The organism is Deinococcus psychrotolerans (assembly GCF_003860465.1).
GTDB classification, from domain to species: Bacteria; Deinococcota; Deinococci; order Deinococcales; family Deinococcaceae; genus Deinococcus; species Deinococcus psychrotolerans.
In genome coordinates this window covers 108,452-131,226 of sequence record NZ_CP034187.1, presented here as the reverse complement: position 1 = coordinate 131,226, position 22,775 = coordinate 108,452, and the positions used below count along the sequence as shown (strand labels likewise).

General features: G+C 60.4%; 19 protein-coding genes. 11 read left to right on the top strand and 8 right to left on the bottom strand.

Going from position 1 to position 22,775, the window contains the following annotated elements; all coding sequences use genetic code 11:
• Positions 1–171: 171 nt before the first annotated feature.
• Positions 172–762, bottom strand: a complete 591-nt coding sequence (locus EHF33_RS20260; protein ID WP_164473651.1) for a hypothetical protein — start codon at positions 760–762, stop codon at positions 172–174.
• A gap of 331 nt (positions 763–1,093) precedes the next feature.
• Here EHF33_RS20260 and EHF33_RS20255 point away from each other — a divergent pair, with 331 nt between their 5' ends.
• From EHF33_RS20255 to EHF33_RS20235, 5 genes are all read left to right on the top strand, one after another.
• On the top strand, positions 1,094–2,092 hold the full coding sequence (locus EHF33_RS20255) for an alpha/beta fold hydrolase (protein ID WP_277425563.1): 999 nt from the start codon (positions 1,094–1,096) through the stop codon (positions 2,090–2,092).
• 283 nt (positions 2,093–2,375) lie between these two features.
• Positions 2,376–2,666 carry a DUF3006 domain-containing protein gene (locus tag EHF33_RS20250; RefSeq protein WP_124875658.1) on the top strand — a complete coding sequence of 97 codons (291 nt, stop codon included), beginning with the start codon at positions 2,376–2,378 and terminating at the stop codon, positions 2,664–2,666.
• Positions 2,663–3,682, top strand: coding sequence for an excalibur calcium-binding domain-containing protein (locus tag EHF33_RS20245; RefSeq protein ID WP_124873950.1), 1,020 nt, complete (start codon positions 2,663–2,665; stop codon positions 3,680–3,682). Before EHF33_RS20250 ends, EHF33_RS20245 begins: the two co-directional genes overlap by 4 nt.
• 56 nt (positions 3,683–3,738) lie before the next feature.
• The gene (locus tag EHF33_RS20240; protein ID WP_124875656.1) at positions 3,739–5,148 is read left to right on the top strand and encodes a DEAD/DEAH box helicase family protein; all 1,410 of its coding nucleotides are present in this window, start codon (positions 3,739–3,741) and stop codon (positions 5,146–5,148) included.
• On the top strand, positions 5,135–6,400 hold the full coding sequence (locus EHF33_RS20235) for a DUF790 family protein (protein ID WP_124875654.1): 1,266 nt from the start codon (positions 5,135–5,137) through the stop codon (positions 6,398–6,400). The genes EHF33_RS20240 and EHF33_RS20235 overlap by 14 nt, the downstream gene beginning before the upstream one ends.
• Before the next feature lie 69 nt (positions 6,401–6,469).
• Here EHF33_RS20235 and EHF33_RS20230 read toward each other — a convergent pair whose 3' ends face one another.
• Together EHF33_RS20230 and EHF33_RS20225 are read right to left on the bottom strand one after the other, a co-directional pair.
• The gene (locus tag EHF33_RS20230; RefSeq protein WP_124875652.1) at positions 6,470–7,027 is read right to left on the bottom strand and encodes a hypothetical protein; all 558 of its coding nucleotides are present in this window, start codon (positions 7,025–7,027) and stop codon (positions 6,470–6,472) included.
• A 62-nt stretch (positions 7,028–7,089) separates the two neighbouring features.
• On the bottom strand, positions 7,090–7,368 hold the full coding sequence (locus EHF33_RS20225) for a hypothetical protein (RefSeq protein ID WP_124875650.1): 279 nt from the start codon (positions 7,366–7,368) through the stop codon (positions 7,090–7,092).
• A gap of 127 nt (positions 7,369–7,495) precedes the next feature.
• On the opposite strand from EHF33_RS20225, the gene EHF33_RS20220 reads away from it, so the two are divergent.
• The 3 genes from EHF33_RS20220 (at position 7,496) to EHF33_RS20210 (ending at position 11,725) form a co-directional block, all read left to right on the top strand.
• Entirely contained in the window at positions 7,496–8,086 is a 591-nt protein-coding gene (locus EHF33_RS20220; RefSeq protein WP_124875648.1) for a restriction endonuclease subunit S, read from the top strand.
• Between the two features lie 175 nt (positions 8,087–8,261).
• Positions 8,262–9,494, top strand: coding sequence for an HsdM family class I SAM-dependent methyltransferase (locus EHF33_RS20215; RefSeq protein ID WP_164473650.1), 1,233 nt, complete (start codon positions 8,262–8,264; stop codon positions 9,492–9,494).
• Positions 9,495–9,871: 377 nt separating this feature from the next.
• Entirely contained in the window at positions 9,872–11,725 is a 1,854-nt protein-coding gene (locus EHF33_RS20210; RefSeq protein ID WP_124875644.1) for a VWA domain-containing protein, read from the top strand.
• Positions 11,726–12,595: 870 nt separating this feature from the next.
• Here the strand turns inward: EHF33_RS20210 and EHF33_RS20200 are convergent.
• Complete coding sequence (locus tag EHF33_RS20200; RefSeq protein WP_241191472.1) at positions 12,596–13,339, bottom strand: replicative DNA helicase; 744 nt, start codon at positions 13,337–13,339, stop codon at positions 12,596–12,598.
• 2 nt (positions 13,340–13,341) lie between these two features.
• On the bottom strand, positions 13,342–13,968 hold the full coding sequence (locus tag EHF33_RS20195; RefSeq protein ID WP_124875640.1) for a DnaB-like helicase N-terminal domain-containing protein: 627 nt from the start codon (positions 13,966–13,968) through the stop codon (positions 13,342–13,344).
• 681 nt (positions 13,969–14,649) lie between these two features.
• Here EHF33_RS20195 and EHF33_RS20190 point away from each other — a divergent pair.
• Both EHF33_RS20190 and EHF33_RS20185 read left to right on the top strand, forming a co-directional pair.
• Entirely contained in the window at positions 14,650–15,753 is a 1,104-nt protein-coding gene (locus EHF33_RS20190; protein ID WP_124875638.1) for a zinc ribbon domain-containing protein, read from the top strand.
• 62 nt (positions 15,754–15,815) lie between these two features.
• Entirely contained in the window at positions 15,816–18,608 is a 2,793-nt protein-coding gene (locus EHF33_RS20185; protein ID WP_124875636.1) for a HelD family protein, read from the top strand.
• A gap of 133 nt (positions 18,609–18,741) precedes the next feature.
• On the opposite strand, the gene EHF33_RS20180 is transcribed toward EHF33_RS20185, so the two are convergent.
• The gene (locus tag EHF33_RS20180) at positions 18,742–19,929 is read right to left on the bottom strand and encodes a transposase (protein ID WP_124875634.1); all 1,188 of its coding nucleotides are present in this window, start codon (positions 19,927–19,929) and stop codon (positions 18,742–18,744) included.
• Positions 19,930–20,121: 192 nt separating this feature from the next.
• Between EHF33_RS20180 and EHF33_RS20175 the strand changes: the two genes are divergently transcribed.
• Positions 20,122–20,832, top strand: a complete 711-nt coding sequence (locus tag EHF33_RS20175; RefSeq protein WP_124875632.1) for a hypothetical protein — start codon at positions 20,122–20,124, stop codon at positions 20,830–20,832.
• 114 nt (positions 20,833–20,946) lie between these two features.
• On the opposite strand, the gene EHF33_RS20170 is transcribed toward EHF33_RS20175, so the two are convergent.
• Together EHF33_RS20170 and EHF33_RS20165 are read right to left on the bottom strand one after the other, a co-directional pair.
• Complete coding sequence (locus EHF33_RS20170; protein ID WP_164473649.1) at positions 20,947–21,168, bottom strand: hypothetical protein; 222 nt, start codon at positions 21,166–21,168, stop codon at positions 20,947–20,949.
• A gap of 357 nt (positions 21,169–21,525) precedes the next feature.
• Positions 21,526–22,725, bottom strand: a complete 1,200-nt coding sequence (locus EHF33_RS20165; RefSeq protein WP_124875628.1) for an NADH-dependent flavin oxidoreductase — start codon at positions 22,723–22,725, stop codon at positions 21,526–21,528.
• Positions 22,726–22,775: the final 50 nt, after the last annotated feature.

Sequence of the window (22,775 nt, the reverse complement as noted above, 5' to 3'; positions counted from 1 at the left end):
TCAGTTTTGCGGGTCTCTCGGCTGTGCGGAGCTGCGTACTTGCGGCTCTTGCGCTCAAGGTCTTCGAGGCGCTTCTTCAGGCGTGCAATCTCAGCGTTGAGGGCGCGGTTTTCGGCTTCCAGCTGCTCGTGCGTATTCTTACGCTATCCGGCCACAGTAGTCCGGAAGGTTTCAGGCAGCCTTGACGCCGAGTGAGAGCAGGTCGGCGAGCAGATCTTCGCATTTCTGCTCTGTCTGCTCCCACATCAAGATGCTCAAAATCCTCTCTGCGAAAAACGCGTTGTAAGCGCGGCGTTTTTCGTCCTCCATACTGAAGACCAGCGGGCCGTCCCGCTGGTCACTCAATTGACTCAGTCGAGCAGCTGAAACTGCTGTCATCGCCATGTTCCAGTGGAAGTGCAGGGCTTCCATCTGTCTGGACTGGCATTCGCTCAACCCAGCAAATTGCGTCTTGGCCAGAACAGCGCCCATGAGGACGCTTGGCCGCTTACCGTCTCGGAAAGGGAATTCCATAGAGAACCGCGCACGGTAAAGCGCGATGATGATCGCCGCCGTCATGGTGATGGAGGTGCTGAACAGCACCTGCGTCTTGCGTGACCCTGGCCAGACCACCGCGACGACCCAGTACGAGGCGAGATCAGGGGTGTGATTCCCATACTTCGGGATGAACACGGCGTCGATGCCCAGAATGCCGCTGCAATTCAGGATCTGCTGGTCTTGCGCTTGCAAGACCAGCGTACTGTTCAGTTGTACCCAGGGCACTGGTTTCTCGGCCCATGACCGGTGAGTCCGGTCCGAGGTCGGACCGTACCGGGCCAGATTGGTGAAGTTGTGCCGCCCTAGGAGGATCAACCAGAGAGTCAGGAGCAGCCGAAGGTAGACCTGCTGGGTGCGACGGAGTCCGGCCTGGCTGAGGGCTGCCGCTAGAATCTGGTCGGGAGGTGTTCTCGTTGGTGTGTGCACACCAACGAGAACGCCTCCCGTCCCATTTGTCAAAACCTTCCGGACTACTGTGTAGGGGTAAGCTGGGCCACATGAACTTCACCCTCCAGCTCAATCCTAAGTTCGGTGTATTCGCGTGAGTTCCTAGTCTATTCAGGAAGGCATCTATGCACTGGGTGATCTGGAAGTGGAGCGCGGCGGCGTGATCCGTAACGCCCAGCTCACGTGGCAGTCACACGGCACCCTCAACGCGGCTAGAGATAATCTGATCATTTATCCGTGCAGCTACACCGCGACCCACGCCAGTCGGAACTGGCTGATTGGCCCAGACGGAATTCTTGACCCGGAGCAGTATTTCATCGTCATCCCCGACATGTTCTCCAACGGGTTGTCCTCGGGCGCGGCCAACACGCCGGACTACCCTGAACTGGTCACGCTGCGCGATAACGTGCTGGCCCAGATGCGGCTGCTGCGAGAAGTGTTCGGCACCGAGCAGGTGGCCGCCGTTCACGGCTTTTCCATGGGGGCGATGCAGGCTTACCACTGGGCTGCAATGTTCCCTGAACTGGTGCAGCGGGCCATCGTTGTCTGTGGCAGCGCACGTACAGCACTTCACCACAAAGTCTTCCTGTCAGGGTTGTTGCGGATCCTGGAAGCCGCGCCAGGATACCAGGGGTGCGGCCAATTCTCAGCTGCGCCGCAAGCGGTACTGAAAGCGTTTGGACATATTTATGCGGGTTGGGGTCTGAGTCAGGATTTCTACCGCACTGAGCTGTTTTCCTCTGTGCTGGGCGTACCTGACCTGGAAACCTACCTGCGCACCGATTGGGAATCGAGTTTCGCGGCGTGTGAGGCAGCCAACCTCTACGCCCAGGCGATGACCTGGACGCACGGAGACATCAGCGCCGACCCGCGCTACGGCAGCGATCTGGCGGCACTGTCAGCCATTCGCGCCAGGGTGCTGCTGCTCCCGAGCGCAACAGATCTGTATTTCCGGGTGGCCGACAACGCTGCCGAGTTGCCACATCTTCAGGAGGGTGAACTGCGACCGATCCCCAGTATCTGGGGCCACCGGGCGGGCAGTCCAGCGGGTCTGCCTGCCGAACTGCCCTTCGTGAAATCGGCGGTACGTGACTGGCTCTCCCGATAAAGGAACGAAACCGTTTCCGCTGCTTCCCGAAACGCAAGCGCTCCTTGGCAGACTGCCGTACACTTCCGCACTATTACGGCCATTACAGCCGTACCCATAACCAGCAAGGCTTGCAGCAGGGCCGAGCGCAACAAGGGCCAGTCATTGGTGACCGACCTCCAATGTTCTGGCAAGTTAACCGGTGCGTCTGCTGATCCTGATCATTCAGAAATCAGCTCGCGGTCTCCATATCTGGAGCGCAGCTCCCGCTATTTCCGGACGACTAACACGCTACCCTGCCTATATGACCCGCCAAAAACGCAAGCCAGCGCCTCACCCTGACCCCTTGCCTCTCGGGCTGCTGATCATTGACGGCCTCGAAGGCGAAATTGCCCGCGTCGAGTTGCCCAGCGGCGTCACTCAGGACATTGCGCTGAGTCAATTGCCCGCTGGCCTCAAGGAAGGTGACGTGCTCCTCGTCACCGAGGCAGGCGCAGTGATCGACCATACCGAAACCCAGCGCCGCCGCGAGGGTGCCCAGACCCAGCTTGACGCCCTGAATGCCCAAGCGCCGAGTGGGGAGATTGACCTGTGACGCGCTGGCTGACAACGGGGTTGTTGTTGCTGGCCTCCACTGCTGCTGCCCAAGGCAATCTGATCATCCGCTTCCTTGACGTCGGTCAGGGTGACGCGGTGCTCATCACCTCCCCGGAAGGCAAGAGCCTGATCTATGACGGGGGCCGCAGCGAAACCCGCATGCGCGAGTTGATCCAGCAGTACCAGATCAAAAACGTCTCGCTGGTCGCGGCCAGCCACGCCGACGCTGATCACATCACCGGTTTGGTGCCGGTGGTCGAGCAGTTCAGGCCCCAGCTCTTCTTGAATAATGGCCTGGCTGGAACGACCCGGATCTGGAGCAAGCTCACCAGTGCAGCGCAGCAAGCAGGAACCAAGGGGCTGGTGGCACAGGATCAGGTCATCAACCTGGGCAGCGTCAAGGTGACGGTCATTCCCCCGCCACCCGGCATGAAAGCCGGAGAGCAGAACACCCATTCGGTCGGGCTGCTCATCCAGTACGGCACTTTCAAAGCGCTGATGACGGGCGACTCCGAGACGGCGGAAACCGAAGGCTGGCTCAAAACGTATCCGGCTAGTGCCCTCGGTCCCATCGACGTGTACAAATCCATTCACCACGGCGCGAAGAACGGTGACCACCCGGCCTGGCTCTCGGCAGTGCGCCCCAGCAATGTGGTGATCAGCGTCGGCCCGAACAACTACGGCCATCCGACGACGCAAGCCCTCGCTCTCTACGCCAAAGCAGGCGCAGCGGTCTACCGCACCGACCTAAACGGCACCGTGACCGTGACGGTGCAGCCGGGCGGCCAGTACACCATCAAGACCGAGCGCGGGAAGAGTACGCCGACGCCCACTACCCAGCCACGATCTCAATCCACTCCACTGGTCATCCCCGCCACGCCACCGGCAGGTGTCAATGTCAGTTATGCAAACTGTACGGCAGTCCGGGCGGCGGGCAAAGCGCCGATCCGGGTGGGCGAGCCGGGCTACAGCCGCAAGCTTGACCGTGACGGAGACGGGATCGGGTGCGAGTGACCGACTTGCTGACGAGAATGACTGTTACTCCAGTTCGCTTCCTCTAGCATGCGCCCGTGACTGTGAAACTCAAATATGACCGGGGAACGCTGATCACCTGGGAAACCCCCCAGGTGATCGCCCCGCTGTTCACCTGGGACGACCGCTCACAGCTCTACCGGGCACCGGGGCAGTGCTACCGGCAAGTCGTCGAGACGCTGCGGGCGCACGGCGTCAAGCACCAGGACGAGGCGACTGAGTTCAAAACTCTGGAGCTGCGCGTCAGCCGGGAAGTCGAGCCCTACCTCCATCAGACCGAAGCGCTGGCCGCTTGGAAGCAGGCCGGGCGGCAAGGGGTGGTGGTGTTGCCCACCGGATCGGGCAAAACCTTTGTCGCTCAACTGGCGATGCGCGACACGCCCCGCAGCACGCTCATCTGCGTTCCCACCATCGATTTGCTTCACCAGTGGTACTCGGGCCTCTTGGCGGCCTTCCCCGACGCCAACATCGGTCTCCTCGGCGGCGGCAGTAAAGACCGAACCGCAGTTCTGATTTCCACTTACGACTCGGCCACCATCCATGCCGAGGAACTGGCCAATCAGTACGCCCTGATCATCTTTGATGAGGCGCACCACCTGCCCGCCCCCTTTACCCGCGTGATCGCCGAGATGAGCTTGGCTCCTTACCGCTTGGGCCTGACCGCGACACCCAAACGCAGCGACGGACGTGAGGCCGATTTAGATACGCTGGTTGGCCCTGTTGTGTACCACAAGACGCCTGCTGAGCTGGGCGGCGGCGCACTGGCCGACTATCAGGACGTCAAGATTCTGATCCGCTTGAGCAGTACCGAGCAGGCCCGTTACGACGAGCTGATTGCCCAGCGCAACGAGTTTCTGTGGCGGATGCACATTAAGCTCGGCTCGCCTGAAGGCTGGCAGAAGTTCATCAACGCCAGCGGCACTTTAGAGGGGCGCAAAGCCATGCTGGCCCACCGGGAAGCGCGGTCTATCGCCTTCGGTACCGACGGCAAACTGCGGGTACTCGAGGAAGTGCTGGCCAACCACCCGACCGAGCGCACCCTGATCTTCACCGACGACAACGCCATGGTGTACCGGATCAGCCGCGAGTTCTTCATCCCGGCCATCACCCACCAGACACCGGTCAAGGAGCGCCACGATCTGTTGCAGCAGTTCCGGGCCGGAACGTACCGCATCTTGGTCACCAGCCGGGTTCTGAATGAAGGCGTCGATGTGCCGGAAGCGAGTATCGCTGTTGTCTTGTCTGGCACGGCCACTGAGCGCGAGCATATTCAGCGCTTGGGGCGCATCCTACGGAAATCGGAAGGAAAGAAAGCGGTGCTGTACGAAGTCGTCACCGAGGGGACCAGCGAAGAGCGGGTCAGCCAGCAGCGCCGGGGCGAGTGGAATAGTCAACGCGGCCCGTCTGTCCCTACTACTACCTGGGAGGATGTGAATGCTCCCGACTGAACTGCTGATGTTCAAGGTCAAAGCCGGGATCGTTGAGCCGAGATTACTCAAGCCGAATCCGACCCACACCGCACTGATCGCCCGCTTGATCGAGTTGTTTGAAACCAGCGTGGGCAAGCGGCGTTTTGAACTAAGCGAGGAACTCAAGACTTTGGAAGAAGGCCGCCGAGATTACCGGGTGGTGCGTGGCCTTGCTCACATCCTGGCCGGGGATCACAGCACCTTTGCCACCGGCGGCGTCCTCTCCCCGCCGCTGGTACGTGCCCGGATCTTCGAACTCAGCCAGGCGCACCCACCGGCCCGGTTTCGCCGTCAAGATCTCCTCGAACAGGTGGGGCGCAGTCTGGGAGCTGATCCGCAGGAAGTGGCCGACGCACTGTACGCCGACCTGCCAGATCAGCAGACGCTGGTGAGCTTCGAAGCCCCTGACCCTCAGATACTGCTCGACCGCTACAACCTGGCACAGGCACAGGGGCTGCTCTACCGCGCTTACAGCCTGATCATCACCGCCCGCCGCAACGAACCAGCCCGGTACCGGCAGTTGATCTCCTACGTCAAGTTCTTCGGATTGATGGTCACGGTGGAAGGGGATTCGGATTACGGCTTCACCCTGACCCTCGACGGCCCGACGTCTTTGTTTGGCGGCACGACCCGCTACGGATTGAGCTTGGCTAAGTTTCTACCGGCGCTGCTTCACGTGACCGAGTGGGATTTATCTGCCGCTCTCAAACCCCGTAAAGACCTAGCCTGGACCGATCCTACCGATACCGAGTGGTCGTTTCAGCTCACCAGCGAGGACGGTTACGTCAGCCACTACCCGCCGCCTAAAGAGTTCGATTCGGCTTTAGAGTCGGGCTTTTCTGACCGCTTTGCCAAACTCAAGTCCCCTTGGAAACTGGAACGCGAGGTGGACTTGGTACCAATTCCCGGCGGCGTGATCATTCCCGATTTCCGCTTGCTGCACGAAGACGGACGCAGCGTGCTGCTGGAGATCGTGGGCTACTGGCGGCCCGATTACCTGACCAAGAAGTTTGACCGATTGAAGAAGTCGGGCCGGATGGACATCATCGTAGCGGTCAGCGAGCGGCTGAATCTCGAGAAAGCGGGGATCAAGCTGGACGCCTTCGGTGAGCAGGTCATTTCATTTAAGGGCGTGCTTGATCCGAAGCGGGTGCTGGAACTGGCCGAGATATTGGCGGTGCAGCCAACTGAGCGAGAACGGAAGAAGCGCTCAAAGCAAAAGGTCACGTAGCTTGATGTCGTCCGGCTTAGAGGCTGTTTGAAGCCCATTGGTTGGGACAAGGCCAGAAGTCGCTTGCCCTTAGAACTGCGAAACCACCTGGAAGAGGTCACTGACCGAGGAAGCGTCGTAGGTACTCGTCAGCGCTGCGGCCGCGTCGTTTCGGATCACGGCAATGCCGCGGCGCTGCATCTCCTGCAAGAAGGCCTGCTCCTGATCGGCAAGGATCAGGCGGAAGGCACCGTTGACGGGGGAGATGTCCTCCGTTCCCAGTGTCCCAAATTCCGGCATCTCGGCCATGACCTGCTGAGCGGTGGGGTACTGCAGCAAAACCTCCATGAGGCTCTCTTCATCCTCAGTACCGAAGATCTCGTCGTCGTCCTGATAATCTGGCGAGGCGTCCAGAGCTTGCGTTTCACCCTCGTGGCCATCCTGCTCCGTCTCGCCCTCACCCTCGTTTTGAGAAACTTGCTGCTTGGCTTCGGCCACAAAGTCGTAGGCGTCAGGACTCACCAGACGGCGCAACTCACCGAACGTCATCTTGGTGCCGCAGACCAAGGCCCGGAGGGTGCAGGCGTCGGTCATCTCTGCTGCGGGCAGACAGATCAGTTCCAAATCGTCATTAATGCCGTAGATCATAAAGTCCTCCTGGGACTGAAGCTGTGGAGTGCCAACAGGTGAAGGGGTAGAGGCGGCGTAGATCAAGCGGCCTGAGCCCAAAGATCAGGCTCTGGTTTCCAGTCGCTCGGCGGCGTCGGAATGTCCTCGTAGGTCAAGCGGTACACGGTGATGATCGTGCCGCTGTGAACCACCAGATTGATGGTGCCGGTGGCGTAGAGTCGAGCGCCGCCGGGAAGGGCGCGGCGAAACCGAGCGTTTCGAGCGATCCGCAGCAGACAGGCGGCGGCAGCGAAGTGCGAGAGGTTACCGGCAAATCGTTCGATGTAGCGCTGGCTGGCGTGGCTGCTGGGTCGGAACATTCGAACCTCCTCGACTCGCTCGGAAGCGGTGAAGTTATTCTAAGTGGATATTGCATTTAGTGTCAAACGCATCTGATGGGGGTATTGACAGTTGACGCAATTGGTTCACCGTACTAGACTCCATGGCATGAAGAGCACTCCGGTAAAGATTGGTGACCTCGGCGAATTACGCCAGGGACTTACGCTTAACCGTTATCTCGATTCGGCAGGACCAGTCATGCGCGTGCTCCAAGTCGCCAATCTGAGCGGCGTTGAAGTCGCTCCATCAGACGGCGACCGAATGGAGCAACTCGATCTGAAGCGTATCAAGGCGTATACCGCACAACCCAACCAGATCTTGATTTCACTGCGCGGATCGTCTCTCAAAGCGGCCGTTGTTCCTGATGGCTTGAGAGACGCCGTGATCAGCAGCAGCCTAACCATTCTCGAGGTACGGCCAGAACTGGCAGATCCGAGGTTCCTGGCGGGGCTATTCTCTTCAGAGGCCATGCAGGCCCAAGTCGCGCCACTCTTCACCGGGTTAACCGTGCAGGGCATTCCGCTCCACCGCTTCAAAGACATCCAGATTCAGCTGCCGCCGCTCGCGGTGCAGCGGGACTACGCGGCAGCTTTTCAAGCCGCCGCCGATTACCGGGAGACGGTAGAGAAGGTCATTGCGCTGAGGAGCGAAAGCTTGAGCGCTCGTCTGACCGCCTTTATCGTCAAGGAGCGTGGCTAAGATGGAACAGCCCTATTCCAGTACCTTGTCCAGCGCGGTGAATGAGCTGCGTAACGATGGGCTCAACCACGCCGTCCCCTTGGTGAGCGCCCTGCTCCTGCTACACACCATCCGGCGATTTGAAGATCACTTCGGGCAACTGGGGGTTTCCTTCCCCGAAGCGGCGGCGAGTCAGTTGACCCAGCTCAAGCTCTCAGCACACGACGTTTTTGAGAGCCTGGAAACCGTACTCGGCCAGCGCCTCAAGTTCCACAAGCGCCTTAAAACAGGTTGGAGTTCGGTCACGGTGCCGGCCACCGATCCTGCGGCCATTGCCCGCAGTTCGCGCAAGATTGTCTTATTCGTCGCACAAGTCAGCAGCGGTAAATCTGCACAGAACGCCCTGGTTGAACTTGGAGAAGCCTGTAGCGACCTGCTCGATCATGGTGGACGCTCAGTTGTTACCAGTCAGACTCCCAGCGGTGTCGCCAAGCTGATGGCCGCGCAGCTGGACGCTCAGGCTGGCATGCGCATTCTGGATCCCGCTTGTGGGGTGGCGCGTGTTCTGGTCGAAGTGGCCAAGGAACAAGTCCAGCAGCACAAAGATCCCAACGATCTGGAATATGTCGGCCAGGAAATCGATCCAAACGCGGCTTTCCTGGGCGCGCTTCACTTGATGCTTCACGGGGTGGTTCGTTTTCAGATCCAAGTGGAAGACAGCTTGACGCAGTCTACCCTCAAGGCCGAAGATTTTGACCGCGTCGTTGGCGATCCGCCCATCGCTCTGGCCATCCCCCACCTTGTTTCTGACCTGCAGGGAGACGCGCGTTTCACTTTTGGTGGAGCGCCGCTGCCGAAAACGGCGGACTGGTTATTTGTGCAGCACGGCCTCGTCGCCCTCAAGCCAGGCGGCCGTGCGGTGTTCATCACCGCCCACGCTCCCATGTTCCGGAGCGGTGCCGAGGCAGCGATTCGCCGAGACATCCTGAGTGCAGGCTGGGTAAGTGCCGTCGTCGCCTTGCCCAGCGCCCTGTACCCGAATCTGGCCCTGCCGCTGGTCATGACTATCTTTGAGCGACCTGAAGAGGGAGCGCGCGGTCGCCAGGACGTTTTGATGATCGACGCCAGCACCCTGGGAACCCGCGAAGGACGGATCAACGTTCTCTCGGAAAACGTCCGCCAGCAACTGACCACCTTGATTCGGGATCGCGCCCCGAGTGAGCCCTATACGGCTTTGGTCGAATCCGAGCGCATCTTCGAGAACAAAGACGCCTGGCAACCCAACCAGTACCTGGATTTCGAACCCGACCAGACGCGCGACTTGAAGGTCATCGAAGCCGATCTGCAGCAGCAACTGAAACATCTCAAGGACGTGGAACAGGCTCTTCAACAGTCATTTGACGCGCTGCCCAGAGAATCTACCGACTGATGCCTGTTCTGGATCATGATCCCTTGATCCGCTCCACCTCAAACGCGAACCGTTCAGCGCGATTGTTGTCAATAAGTTTGAAAGAAATGACGTTTCTAAGGTCGAGCACGGGCCCGTGCCCCGCTCACCTGAGCGAGTGGACCACAGAGAATTGAGCGGAATCGTCACCTCAACCCATTGCCCGGCGACCGTGTCAAATTCATTGTGAGTCGAGTCTTCCACAGCCAACCATCGGTAGTTGGACATTCGGAAGGGTCAGCTTACGCCAGCCATCCCCATTACCCAGAAGGCTCGCGTCATTTAAGGCCAGCCACTTAAACTAAACCTCAACAAGGTCGCAGGCAGCTTCCAGCCACTCGTCACCCAAAGGAAAACACATGAAACCACTTCTTAAAGGCCAGCGAATGGCGTTGGGTCCGCAGAACCAGGGACTCACGCTGACCCTACACACCGAACTCGATCACCCGGACGTCGACATCAGCTTGTTCGCACTGGACGAAACGCGCAAGATCAAAGACGACCGCTACCTGACTTTCTTCAACCAGCCGACCTCCCCGAATGGGGAAGTCCGTATGACGGCGGCAGGGTCAGGTACGGCGTTCACGCTCAACCTCGATCAACTGCCCTTATGGATCTCGCGCCTGATCCTGACTGCGACCAGCGACTCACAGCCGATCAGCCGCCTGCGACGGGGTCAGGTGATGTTGACGCCCTCAGTAGGCGACGCACTGCAAGTGACCCTCACCCCGGACGGCCAGGAACTGGCGCTGATGCTGGTGGAAATCTACAGACACCAGGATGCCTGGCGCGTCACGGCAGTGGAACAGGGCTTCAACGGCGGCATGGCGGCCCTGGTACAGTCGTTCGGCGGTGAGATCGAACCGGAGGACGCGCCCACGCCTGCACCGATCTCACTCCCAACGCCGCCCGAACCCCTCAGCAAGATCAGCCTGCGCAAGCAACAGGTGGGTGTGGTACTGAAAAAAGCAGGCATCGAGGGCCTCAAGGCGCGCGTGATGGTCGTGATGGACGCGTCGGGCAGCATGTCCTCTCTGTACAGCAGCGGCACCGTGCAGGAGACGCTGGAGCGCCTGATTCCCATTGCGTCGCGGCTGGACGACAACGACGCGATGGAGTTCTGGTACTACGCCAGTCACTTCGCGCGCATGGGTGACCTGGACGAGGACAGCGTGTTGGGCGTGGCCGGATCACAGATGCCCCAGCACGTGGGCGTGGTGCCAGCAGTGAAGAAGATCGGCATGGGCAACAATGAGCCGCCCGTAATGAAAGACGTGTTGAGCGTCCACCAGGAAGCGGCTGCCGAAGACCGTGCCGAGGGCAGAGGCGTGATGCCCACCCTGGTGCTGTTTATTACCGACGGCGGCATCGACGGGGGCACCAGCAAGAAGATCGAGAAGATCATCAAAGACACTGCCCCCGAAGCTCTGTTTTGGCAGTTCGTGGGCCTGGGGCGCGCAGATTACGGCGTGCTCGTCCGCTTCGATACCCTGCAGGGCCGGGTGATCGACAATTCCGGCTTCTTCGCGGTGGACGATATTGGCCGCATCAGCGACGAGCAACTGTACGGGCAGATACTCGCCGAGTTCGCCGTGTGGTGGAAGAAGTGGCAGACACTGGGCCTGGGAAACGCCGCCGCCTCCCGCCCCGCAGCGCCCGCCCCGACCGGCAAGGTCAGCTTGCAGAAAAATGCCAGCGTCAGCATCCAGAAAGGCAAGCAGATCACGATCACCCTGAGCTGGTCCGGTCGCGGCGACCTGGACCTGTACGCCTTTTATGTGCTCAAGAGTGGCGTGACCGGCAAGGTGTACTACCGGGACAAAGGCGCTGCCGGGAAGCCGCCGTACATCACGCTGTCCGGCGACAGCAAGAACGCGGGTAAGGAAACGGCTGTCATTCACCGCCCTGAGGAACTCGCGCACGTGGTCTTCGCGGCGTACAGCGCCGTGGAGAACGGCGCGGGGTCGTTCGCCAGTTACAAACCGGTGGCCACGTTCACCGACGATCTGGGGCAGGAGGTGCGAACGGCAGTGCTGGGACGCAATCACTTCTCCTTCTGGGTGGCCCTGTCCGCCATCGACCTAACCGGAGCGCAGGCAAAAATCACGCATCTGGAGCGCTACTCCAGCTTCGCCACAGAACGTAGCCCAGTGCTGCACGTTGGCGGCAAGCTGGAGATGAACAAGGGCGTTGTCGAGTTCAAGGGACGCTAAGGGCTGGGAGCACGGCAGGGAACGCGTTTCAACCCGACCAGCAGCGATCCCGACGACCTGCATGGACCCACACGCCTTCAAACGTACAGGGGAGCCGTGGCTTTCTTACCGACTTAGCCGAACAGGTTCAGCACAATTTATTCCCGATCTCACGTACAGTCGATCCACAACAGCCCGCCTTTCCCTGCCTCCCCTCTCGATTCCAGGGATGTCGGTGCGCAAGGGGCATCTGAAAATGAGCAACAAGCAGACGGGTAAGGTCGATCTGACCCACCGACAAGTGGCTTCTGCTTTGCTTGGCCGCCCGCTGCTTCCCAGCAAGGTCATTCATCACATCGACGGCGACTCCAACACCAACGCCTCCGAGAACCTGCTGGTGCTGTCCAGCCAGCGCAGGACATGCCCACAACGAGGATGTCCTGCGCCAAGAACGCTAGGGACAGATGTATTTGTTGCCGGAAATGTTCCGAAGTGTCTGGCAGCGCGCCAGGGGCAGCCTCTTCGAACATCTTGCTGTAGAATGAGTGACAGAGCGCTGTGTCATCAGTCTGTGTCTGGCGCGGCAATTTCCTTGGGCGGAGCAACTCAAAAAATATTGCAGGCGAAAATTACTGACTCTCCTAAGTTGCCTTGTGGCTGGAGAGTCAGGACGCGGGGAAGCCGATAGCCTTTCTGGATCACTGTCTGCGGGTGGGCATCAGCCTGTCGGGCACCGCGCCGGAGCTGATAAACGCTGAGGACGAGATTCCGGAGAAGACAGTGCGCGGCGTCGGCCAGCAAGGTGGTGAGGGCGCACACCCTGCACCTGGCGGAATCTCAGGTTTGATGGGCGGCGATGAATTGACGGACGGCACAGCGGGCATGGGGGGCTCACCAGTTCAGGTGCCCCTGCACTTCCGGCGCAAGGTCTTGGAACGTCGCGGATTCCGCGTGAAACTTGAGTTTGGCCGTCACGTTGCGTGGCCCTTGGCGCTGCTTGCCCACGATGATTTCCGCCGTTCCTTTCGCGGCGCTGTCCTTGTCGTAATACTCATCGCGGTAAACAAACATGATGTTGTCGGCGTCTTCTTCGATCCGGCCCGACTGGCGCAGATCGGACATGCGCGGGCGCTTGTTCTCGCGGCTCTCCAAGCTCCGGTTGAGCTGGTGCAGCACCACCACCGGCAAATCGAGCTGGATGGCCAGCGTTTTGAGGGCGCGGCTGATGATGCCGAGCTTCTGGGTATCGTTTTCGTCACCGTCGCGGCCCGGCACGCTGATGAGGCCCAGGTAGTCGATCACAAGCAAATCAAGACGCTCACTGCGGCGCAGGTGGGTAGCCAAGCGCTCCACGGCCTGCAACGTGGTGTCGGGCTGGTCAAGGTAGTTGGGGAGGCCCATTGTGGCGCGGCGCTCAGCGGCGGATTCGATGCGGCCAAACTGCGCGGCGCTGGCCTCGCCGTTCAGCGCGTCTTTGAGTGGCACCCGCGCGGCAAAGCAGAGTTGGCGCATGGCGATCTGGAAGGCCCGCATTTCGAGGCTGAGCACCTGCACGTGCTTCCCGGTTTTGGCCACGCGCTCAGCGATCCCGATGGCGAGGCTAGATTTTCCCATGCTGGGCCTCGCACCGATCACGGTCAGGCTGCCCGGATGGAAGCCGCAGAACTCGGCGTCCAGGTCTGGGAGCCGGTGCGGAGGGCTGGACTCAGGCCACTGGCCAGCAAGCGCAGATACTCAACGGCGGCGCTGTCCGCCTCGGGGCCGGTGATGATGGTGTTCTCAGCGCGAGCAGCCGGGCGCGGCACGTTGGCCATGAAGTCCTGCACCGAGGCGGTGGGCTGAGGATCGCACTCGATGCCGTAGACCATGCGCTGAACTCGGTTGGCGTGTTCGAGCAGCAGCCGCCGGGCGTACATGTCGCGGACAGTGGCGGCGTATTCGGGAGTGCGGAAGGCGAATGGGGTCTGGTCGCTGAGGCCGATCAGGTAGGTGAGGCCGCCCGCGTCATCAAGCGCTGTCCGGTTGTTCGAAAATCCGGTTTTGGTGCGCTCCAAGTGGCCAGCAAGATTGACCAGATCGATGCTTATGCCACTGGTCATCAGGGCATGAAGGGCAAGCCAGATTAGCCGGTGATTTTCACGGTAGAACGCGGCGGGCGGCAGATCGGAAACGCCCTGCCACTGGTCGGGGTCCAGCAGCACGCCGCCCAGCACGGCGATTTCGGCCCGCTCATCGTGCGGCGGAAGGCTCGGTGCGCCGGTCATGCCCGCACCACCTGGACGCTGCGCCCGATGACGGCCAGCGGCACGTAGCCGCGTTCATCGTCGGGCGCGTCGGTCATGGCGTCGGCGTTGTCCACGCGCTCCACTGTGAAGGCAAAGCCGGTGTGGGCGTGGCGTCCTTTCTGGGTGCAAGGTCCTGACCGGTTGCGGTTGCAGTTGCCGTTTCGCTTTCGCCGTTCGTCTGCGGGACAGCCTGCCGGACTGACGTGGTCTGCTGAAATTTTTGGGCCTCTTGCTTGAAATCAGTATTACTTAAAAGATCAGTATTGTTAGTGTGCGATTCACCGTAAGTCAGTCCCACCGTAAGACGGTAATCGGTGAAGTCGGTCAGATGGGCGGGATCATCGCTGACAGCGTATTCCCAGCCCTGCACCCGGCCTCTGGCGTCCTCAAAACGCCGCGTGTTCATTGCCGAATACACCCAAAGTCACGGGCGAAATGTCTGGCTGCTGCCGACGCCGCCAACCCCACCGACTTGCGCAGAGCGCTGCCGACATTTCTTTGTTCACATTCAGCTCCGCCTTCTCAATGTCCTTGGGAGGCCGGTTCTGTGGCAAGGGCCTGAGCCGTTGGGGAAAAACACAAAGCAACTGCTTTCACCCATCGCTGCGCTCGGGTGAACCGAATGGGGATCACATTCACTGATCAATCCAGGAGGTTCAAATGTTCAATGTTACGTATAATTTGGTTGTTCGCCGCGAGTCCACTCCCCTGATTCGGAATCTGATCCACGACGGGTTGCTGAGCCGCACCCAGGGAGAGTACCGGCAAGGGGCCAGTGGCCCTCTCTACGCGCCTTCCAGCGCGCTCCTGCGCGGCGGCAATCTTCATGCCCTGAGCGATTCTGAATTCCGCTTCGGCCCCGCCATCCTCAGCTGCCAGGCCTACACCCTGCCACCCGAAGAGTACCGGGGGCTGATGCTGGCCTCCCCGGCATTCAGTCAGTTCGATGTTCAGCCGCTGCACGCCGAGTTGTGCACCGGATGGCCTGAGGAGCATCTGTTCCACCAAACCCACCCGGACTGGAACCAGCGGCTGATTGAAGCTGTTCGCCGGGGTCCACGCCTGAACCTCGACCCGGTGCTGGTATCGCCCACGGTGCAGGCCGCCACCTGGCTGCCGGAGGAAACCCGTCTGAGCGAAAAAAAGACTGGGTGGATGCTGTCCCTGGGCTTTGCAGTGCCGGACCCGGTGCAGCTCAATGGCGTCACCCGCTCCGCCGCTGGCATCGATCTGGGCCTGCGGCGGCTGACCGTCGCGGTCCACGAATCCGGTCTGATTCACGCCGCTCCGGGTATTCCCCGGACGGGACTCACCTCCACGGAAGCGGGCTGCCAACTGCCCAATCCCGCCGATCAGCAGCAAGCCCAGTGGCTTAACCTCGGCTTGCAGTACGCGGCGGCCCGCACGCAGCTCCACGATTTCTTGACGGTGCTGCTCTCGTCCGCTTCCAGCGTGGGGTACGAGGACCTGGATTACGACCAGATGTCCCCGCACTTCCAGCAGCGCAGCCGTGAGCTGGGACTGCGGGACTTCTCCTACGTCTGGTTGCCCAAACGGCTCAAACAGGCCGGCATTCAGTACGAGAAGTTGCCGGCGCGGCACACCAGTCAGATTTGCAGTCTGACCCACCTGCGCGGCACACGCGGAACACGCCAGCGGGACTTTCTCAACGGCAACAACGAGTGGGTGGACGCAGATGAGAACGCTGCGCGCAACATCATGCGGCTGCACCTCGCCTCTCAAATCTGGGGCAAGCCCAAGTGAGCACAGCGCGGCGGTGGGGGGATATCCAGAGCACGGGTAGAACAGTAATCTGCCAGTCAACCATGACTGAAGCACACCCGGAGCAGGGATACGAGAAAGAAGTGCTGGGCCGTACCCTTGAGGAAATCGATCAGGCATTCCAGAAACAGCAGACCAGCTACTTCGAGGGCGGAGCGAACAAATACACCAACCGGATGCTCAATCAAGGACTCCGGTTGGACACTCTCGAGAAACTCAGTGACCACGGCCACGAACCCTACTTCGCACGTCTGGACTTCACGGGCGAGCGTGGGGAGCAAAAAGTCTACTTCGGGTACGCCCACCTGGGACAGCTCGCGGCGGGGCAGATTCTGGACTGGCGCTGCGATCTCTACAGCCTCTTCGTGGGTCCCAGCGCCGCCGAACAGCAGTACCGGGTTCAGCAGACGGGCCGCCTCCACGCGGCCAAGCTGCTGCTGAAACGGCGACTGGAAATCAAGGATCAGCAGTTGAGAGGGATTTCCGACGCTGTCGATTACCGGCAGAGCATACAAGGCGCAGCGGTCGCCACGCCACCGACCGACGATTTTCTGATCCGCCAGCTCTACTCACGCGGCGATCCACGACTTCAAGACATCGTGGCGACCATCCAAGCAGAGCAAGACGCCATTATCCGCACGCCGCTGGGCCGCAGCCTCCTGCTGCACGGTGTGGCAGGAAGTGGCAAAACCTCGGTCGCGTACCACCGCCTGGCGTACCTGATGTTCACCGACCACACATACAATTTGCAGCCTGAGCAGATTCTGGTGATCGGACCCAACCGAACGTTTCTGGGCTACGTCCGTGACCTCCTGCCGTCGCTGGGAGTCAATGGGATTGCCCAGCGAACCTTCAGCGACTGGCTCTGGGAGCGGGTGAGGAAGAACAACCGCACCTTACCTGACAGCGTGAAATTCACCGATCCGGTCGCGCAGGCCCTGGCAGATCCAGAGCGGACGCCGGCAGAGCGCGACCGGCTGTGGCGAAGTGCCCGCTTACGAGGATCGCTGCGGTTCAAGCAGTTGATCGAACGGCATCTCACTCACCTGAGCAGCCACCCACCGCTGCCCGTCAAGCCGCTGAAGCTGTCATTCCTTGATCAGGACAAGGGAATGTCCAGCGGCGAACCCCGCCGTCCACGTTCTCGCGCCGCTAAAAATACCCTTCTGGAGCCAGCCGCACAGACTGAACCTGTCTTGCTGGAAACCACTGGTCCCGAGTCGCCCTTCGCGTATGAACTGACGCCGGAGACCCTCCAGCAGTTATGGATGGCCACCGACCACTCGGCCACGCTCGCGGCGCGCAGGAGCCTGCTCATCCGCGCCGCGACGCAACACCTGGCTCACGCTTTCGCGAAGGTGTCCCCTGCGCCGGACAACAGAACTAAGCAGGAGACAGCCCAACTCAAAACCTTGCAGGCGACAGTAAGCCGGTACATCACGCAGGCCTGGCCGGTCCCTGATCTTCTGGAGCTGTTCGAGCAGATGTTCCGCTCCGAACACCTCGAGGCGGCGGCCAGCGAACTGTTCTCACCGGGTGAACAGCGGATGTTGCAGGCCACCCGCCCAATGCGGCAGCTGACCAGGCAAGGTGATTTGAAAGATCAGCCCAGCGAGATCGACATGAGTGATCTCGCTGGGCTCTTCGTGATGAACAACCTGCTCTACGGCAATCAGGGCGCGTCATACCGGCACTTGGTGGTCGACGAAGCGCAGGACTTCTCGCCGTTTCAGATGGCCCTGATCCTGGAGGCCTGCCCCAGTCGGTCCGTGACCATCGTCGGTGACACGGCCCAGAGTATCTTCGCCTACCGGGGCATCGAACACTGGGATGAACTAAGCGAACTGCTGCCAGCTGACGCTGTCAGTCAGCACCTGATTCTTCAGAATTACCGCAGTACCCGCGAAATTGTTCACCTCGGCAACGCCGTTCAGCGAAGTCTCAACGGTCCAGACGCACTTCAATCCACCGCCTTCCAGCGGGAAGGACCCAGCCCAGTCCTGACGGTGCTGCCTGATTTGGCGCAGCACCAGACGAAATTGATATCTGACCTCCGCCACCTGCTGGACGCGGGTCACGCCAGTATCGCGGTGATCACCGCCGATCAGGCCGGTGCTCAGGCGATGGGGGAGCTGCTCTCGGGGAATGACCTGCCCAGCCAGGTGCTGACCGAAGACAGTGAACTGACGCCAAAAGACCTTCATGGCCTGGTTGTGCTCCCGGTGAGTCTAGCCAAAGGACTCGAGTTCGCCGCTGTCGTGATTGCTGATGCCAGCGAGAAAACCTACCCCTCCTCCAGTCGGTACGCCGGGAACTTGCTGTACGTCGCGCTGTCCAGGGCACTGCACGAACTGCGGGTCTACGCAGTGGAGCGCTTCTCGGGCTGGCTCGATCTGGCCCACGACACGGCGGTGGTCGATCACTCCCAGCTGAAACGTGCTCCTGTGAACTGGGCCACGACCACCCTGCTCGCTCACGTGCGGCAAATCCGCCGCGAGCGTAGAGCATGGCCCGATATTCAGCGGGAAATCGCGCCGCGAGTCACAGCGCTGCTCCGCGGCGGTCAGATCGAAGAGCTTCTCGATGTGTACGCGGTGCTGGGACAGATCTCTGAGCACTCGACCAACGATCTGCTGACCAGGCTCGCCGCAGTGAATGCGGAGCGGTTTATGATCCGGGTGCTGATGGCCGGCGTTCCCGAAATGCTCAGAGAGCAGTTCGAGATTGCGCTGGATAACCTGGACCGTGAGCAGCCAGAGCAGGCCAGGCTCTACCGCGCTCAGCTGGACGCTGTCCTGGAAGAGGACTGTTTCCCTGAACAGTTCGGCGACGACTGACTGATCTGCTTTTGCATTAGCCTGGAGGAGACAGGGGGAACGGTTCGTATGTCTCACCTGCGGCTGGTTGACCTTTGCACATCGGTATCCCAATTGATCTGTACCTCAGTACCTGAGATCTTGCAGTTTTTGGTTAGATCAGCAAAACACAGTCCAGCACGTCTTCTATCGTTTGAATTTCTTTCCTAAGTTCAGAAAGCCGCACCAGGCCGCAGTATTTTCGTCTGAGCTGTTGTGCGACCGCTCGCCAGTCTGGCCAAACCCTGGCGGATGCTGATGCATCCTCCAGGGTTTCCAGATGGCAGAGGACATCACTCAGGAAGCACAGGCAGCAATACCGGAGCATGCCCCGTTTGGTGTATTGCCCAGAGCGGTGGAGACCAAACCGACTCTTCAATGTCTTGAACAGCGCTTCGATCCGCCAGCGCTTTCGACCGTTGGCCCGGATAGTGTCTGGGACGACGTTTAGGGTCGATATGACGTAACGTTTCTTACGTGTTCCATCGCCCGAATTCGACAGCCAGACCCAGTACAGCCAGAGTCGAAGATCTGGAAGTCCTGGGAGGGTGATGGCCTGCCTTTGCCGTGTGACCTGTCCAATGGGGTGTCCTTGTGCTGTCACACGATTGCTTGGAATCGTGATAGAAACCTTCAGGCCAAGTTGCACGACACCAGCAATAAACGCTTTGCTACAAAACCCAGCGTCGGCGAGCACCAACGGCACTCGCGAGTGCCGCTTAACTAGCTCGTCGGGGAGACGAGTCAACATCTTCAGGGCGAGGTCCGCTGGCGACGGCTGTCCTTTGCCGCGCCAGACGAGAAACGACCAAGGGAAACGCCTTGAGCCGTGGCAGAGATAGAGCACGACCAGATGCACGCCGTTGACCCCATTGAAGCGGTGAATCCAGGGTTCAAGCTGCTCAAATTTCCCCTCCTTGTGCAGCGAGGTCATGTCAACAATCAGTTCCAGACGCTGCTGGTGACTGTAAGGCACACGTCGAAAGCGTTCGAATTCATCGAGAGCGTGTTGGCGCATGGCCCGGATGACCGCACGAATATTCCAGCTGTAGTGATTGCAAAATCGGCTGACTGCCGAGGGAGATTTAACAGTAGCTGGCCTTGACCAGCGAGAAAGAGGTTCATCACGACCTCGAACGTCTCGCGGTGCTACTTGCGTTGAAACGTCGATGAGATAGCCGAAAAAAGCTTTCCAGCACGCTGTTCTCCTAAATCCATCTATGGATTCTGCACCGGAAAGCCATGCTGGACAGTGTCTTGCTGATCTGATCGAAAACTGCAAGATCTCAGGTACTGAGGTCACGCTCCTTGCTCGTCTCTTGCGCAGCTATCTACCGTCTTACACTTCAGCCGGGATCAATAGTAAGCGTCAGGAGTTACCTTGACTCTTCGTTAGCCGCTCGATCAGCGCGGCACGCTTTAGCAACACCGACTCAAAGATTTGATCAGTGTTCAGCGGCACCGTCAGTGGACGCTTGGCCTTTACACTGAAGTGATGGATGATAAAGTGCAACCCGAACAGGTCGGTGATCCGCCTTCTGAGGGCGTTGCCCGGACGCTGATTACTCAGACGATGCTGCGCGACCGTGGTTGGAACGAGAAGATGGCCCGCGAGTTGCTTGGCAAACCTGACGAGCAGCCGCCGCCGGCGTATCACCTCCAGTGCGCTCCACTACGGCTGTACCTGCTTGAGCGCGTCGAAGCCGCAGAACGAACGGCAGACTTTGCTCAAATGCAGGCTCGGCGGCAAAGGCAACAGACAGCGGGTGGCCAGATCATGCCGGAGCTTACCGTGCCCCCGCCAAGCCAAGTCATGCAAGAGGTCGAAGCATTGATCATCGAGATTCAGCATCTCACGCTGCCGGAGCTGATCAGACGGGCCTGCGAGCACCATAGTGTCTGGGCAAAGGCGCAGAAACGCCCGATAAAGCCAGTCAGGGTAGACAGCCCAGCAAACGATCTCAACCGAGTGAGCGTTCATTACCTTTTTTCCAGCCAGCAGACGCCTGAGTATCAGGATCTGCACGCGCGTCTTGTGCAACTCCCGGAGACCCGGGAAGCCCGGCAGCGACTCAAGGAGCGGGTCTATCAGGCCATCGCTCAGCGTTACCCGCATCTGGCGCTGGAATGCGAACAACAGAATGGACGTTCCCTGACGCTGCAGGCTCCCAGCAACAGGAAAGCGGTCTCGAATCGGTCTTCTTGAAATAAATCTCAGCGCCGCTGAAGGTGCTTTGGAGGGATGACAGATGCAGCGTTTGCTGGCCGCCGGCCGCCGCCGTTCATGCAGACGCGGAGCTGATCGTCGGCCGCAGCAGTGTCAGCGAACAATGTTCATGGCCCGGTTGTACATCGCGCCCTGCGACACCTCTTGGCTTTGGATGCGGTAGTGCGCTTCCTCTATTCCCAACTCGTGGCTGGAGATGTCCACGAAGCGGAGGTCACCTTCGTGCCGGAGGTCAAGGAGGTGTTCGACCAACCGGATGAAATCTGCTGAAGTGTTCGGGGTGTCCAGCAGTCGCTCAAAGGTACCGAACGACAATTGACAGCCATGCCCCTCGCCCTTCGTTCTGCCCTGGTAGCGGGGGTGAACCACGCTATGGCAGACCGGACAGGGCATGGAAAGTCTGATCTGCTGTTCATAGATGAGACACTCTGCCTGACAGCTTCGGCACATCATGATCACGTCCGGCTGGTCCCGGTCGAGCGGCTGGAAGGGCATCACCCCACCCTATCAAGCCCTTTGTCCCCAGACGTTGCACCGGTTCTGTCAGGTGAACCGTTTGGTTGGTAGACTACCCCTGCCCTCGGCCTCCCGTGACAGCACACAACCGGTGGCTTGAGTATTCGGGTCACCTGCTCTCTGGATGCCCTCGCTCAGCACCGATCTGCACACCGATCAGACAGGCTGGGCCACTGGGAACCAGCCCGGCGCGTTCAGGATGCGCGTCCACAGTGGATCCGGCACCACCAAGAGGGCCTGCTCGTCTGGGGTCAGCTCGGTGCGCAGCTGGGCTTCCTGTCCCGCTTCGACCTTCTGCGCCCAATCGGGTTCAACCACCAGCGAGCGGCCAAGCGCCACCAGCGCCGCGCCTGCGGCCAGCACTGCCAGCGCGTCGTCGGCGCTCCAGACCGACCCCACGCCAATCAGGGGTACGCGACCGTTCAGCTGGGCCACCAGCGTGTCCAGACGGGGCCGGGTCACGTCACCGGTATGCGGCAGGCTACGGTAATCCATCAGCGAGACGTGCAGATAGTCCAGACCCGTTTCCACCAGCGCGTCTACCAGCGCCAGGGTGTCGGGCATGCTGATTCCTGGGTTTTCCGGTTCTTCCGGGGAGAAGCGGTACCCCACCACGAAGGGCCGGGTGGCGTGTTCGCGCACGGCAGCCTGAACAGCCTCGACCACTGCCAGCGGGAACGCCATACGGCCGTGAACGTCTCCACTCCAGCGGTCCGTACGGCGATTGCTGTGCGGCGAGAAGAACTGCTGAAGCAGGTAGCCGTTGGCTCCGTGGATCTCCACACCGTCATATCCGGCCTCGATGGCGCGGCGGGTGGCGTCACCGAACGCCGTCACAATGTCTTGCACCTCGGTGTCGGTCAATTCTCTGGGGATGGCTGACCCTACAGCCTCGGCGGGAACGGCGCTGGCGCTCACCACGTCGCCGTTGACCAGTTTGGGCGGGCACAGCCGGCCACCGTGAAAGATCTGGAGCACGGCCGCCGCGCCTTCGCCCTGAATAGCCTGCGCCAGCCGGTTCAAGCTGGGCACAAGATCGTCGCGGTCCACGCCGATCTCGCCGGGAAAGCCCTGCCCGTTGGCGGTCACGTTGGCGCAGGCGGTGATCACCATGCCCACACCGCCGCTGCGCCGGGCGTAATAAGCGAGTTCGGTATCGGTCACGCTGCCGTCGGCGTTCGAGGAATAGTTGGTCATCGGAGCCATCACCAGACGGTTACGCAGCTCCAGGCTGCCGATCTGCCCGGTGGTCGGGAGATTCAGGGGCTCGAACAGGGACTGATTCTGGTTATTCGCTTGTCCGGTCGTGACAGGTTGTAGGTCGCTCTCCGGTTTGTTCGTGCTGTATTTGGTCATGTTCGTCTCCGTATTCTTGTTGAGGGATGACACCCGCCGACTTCGAACGC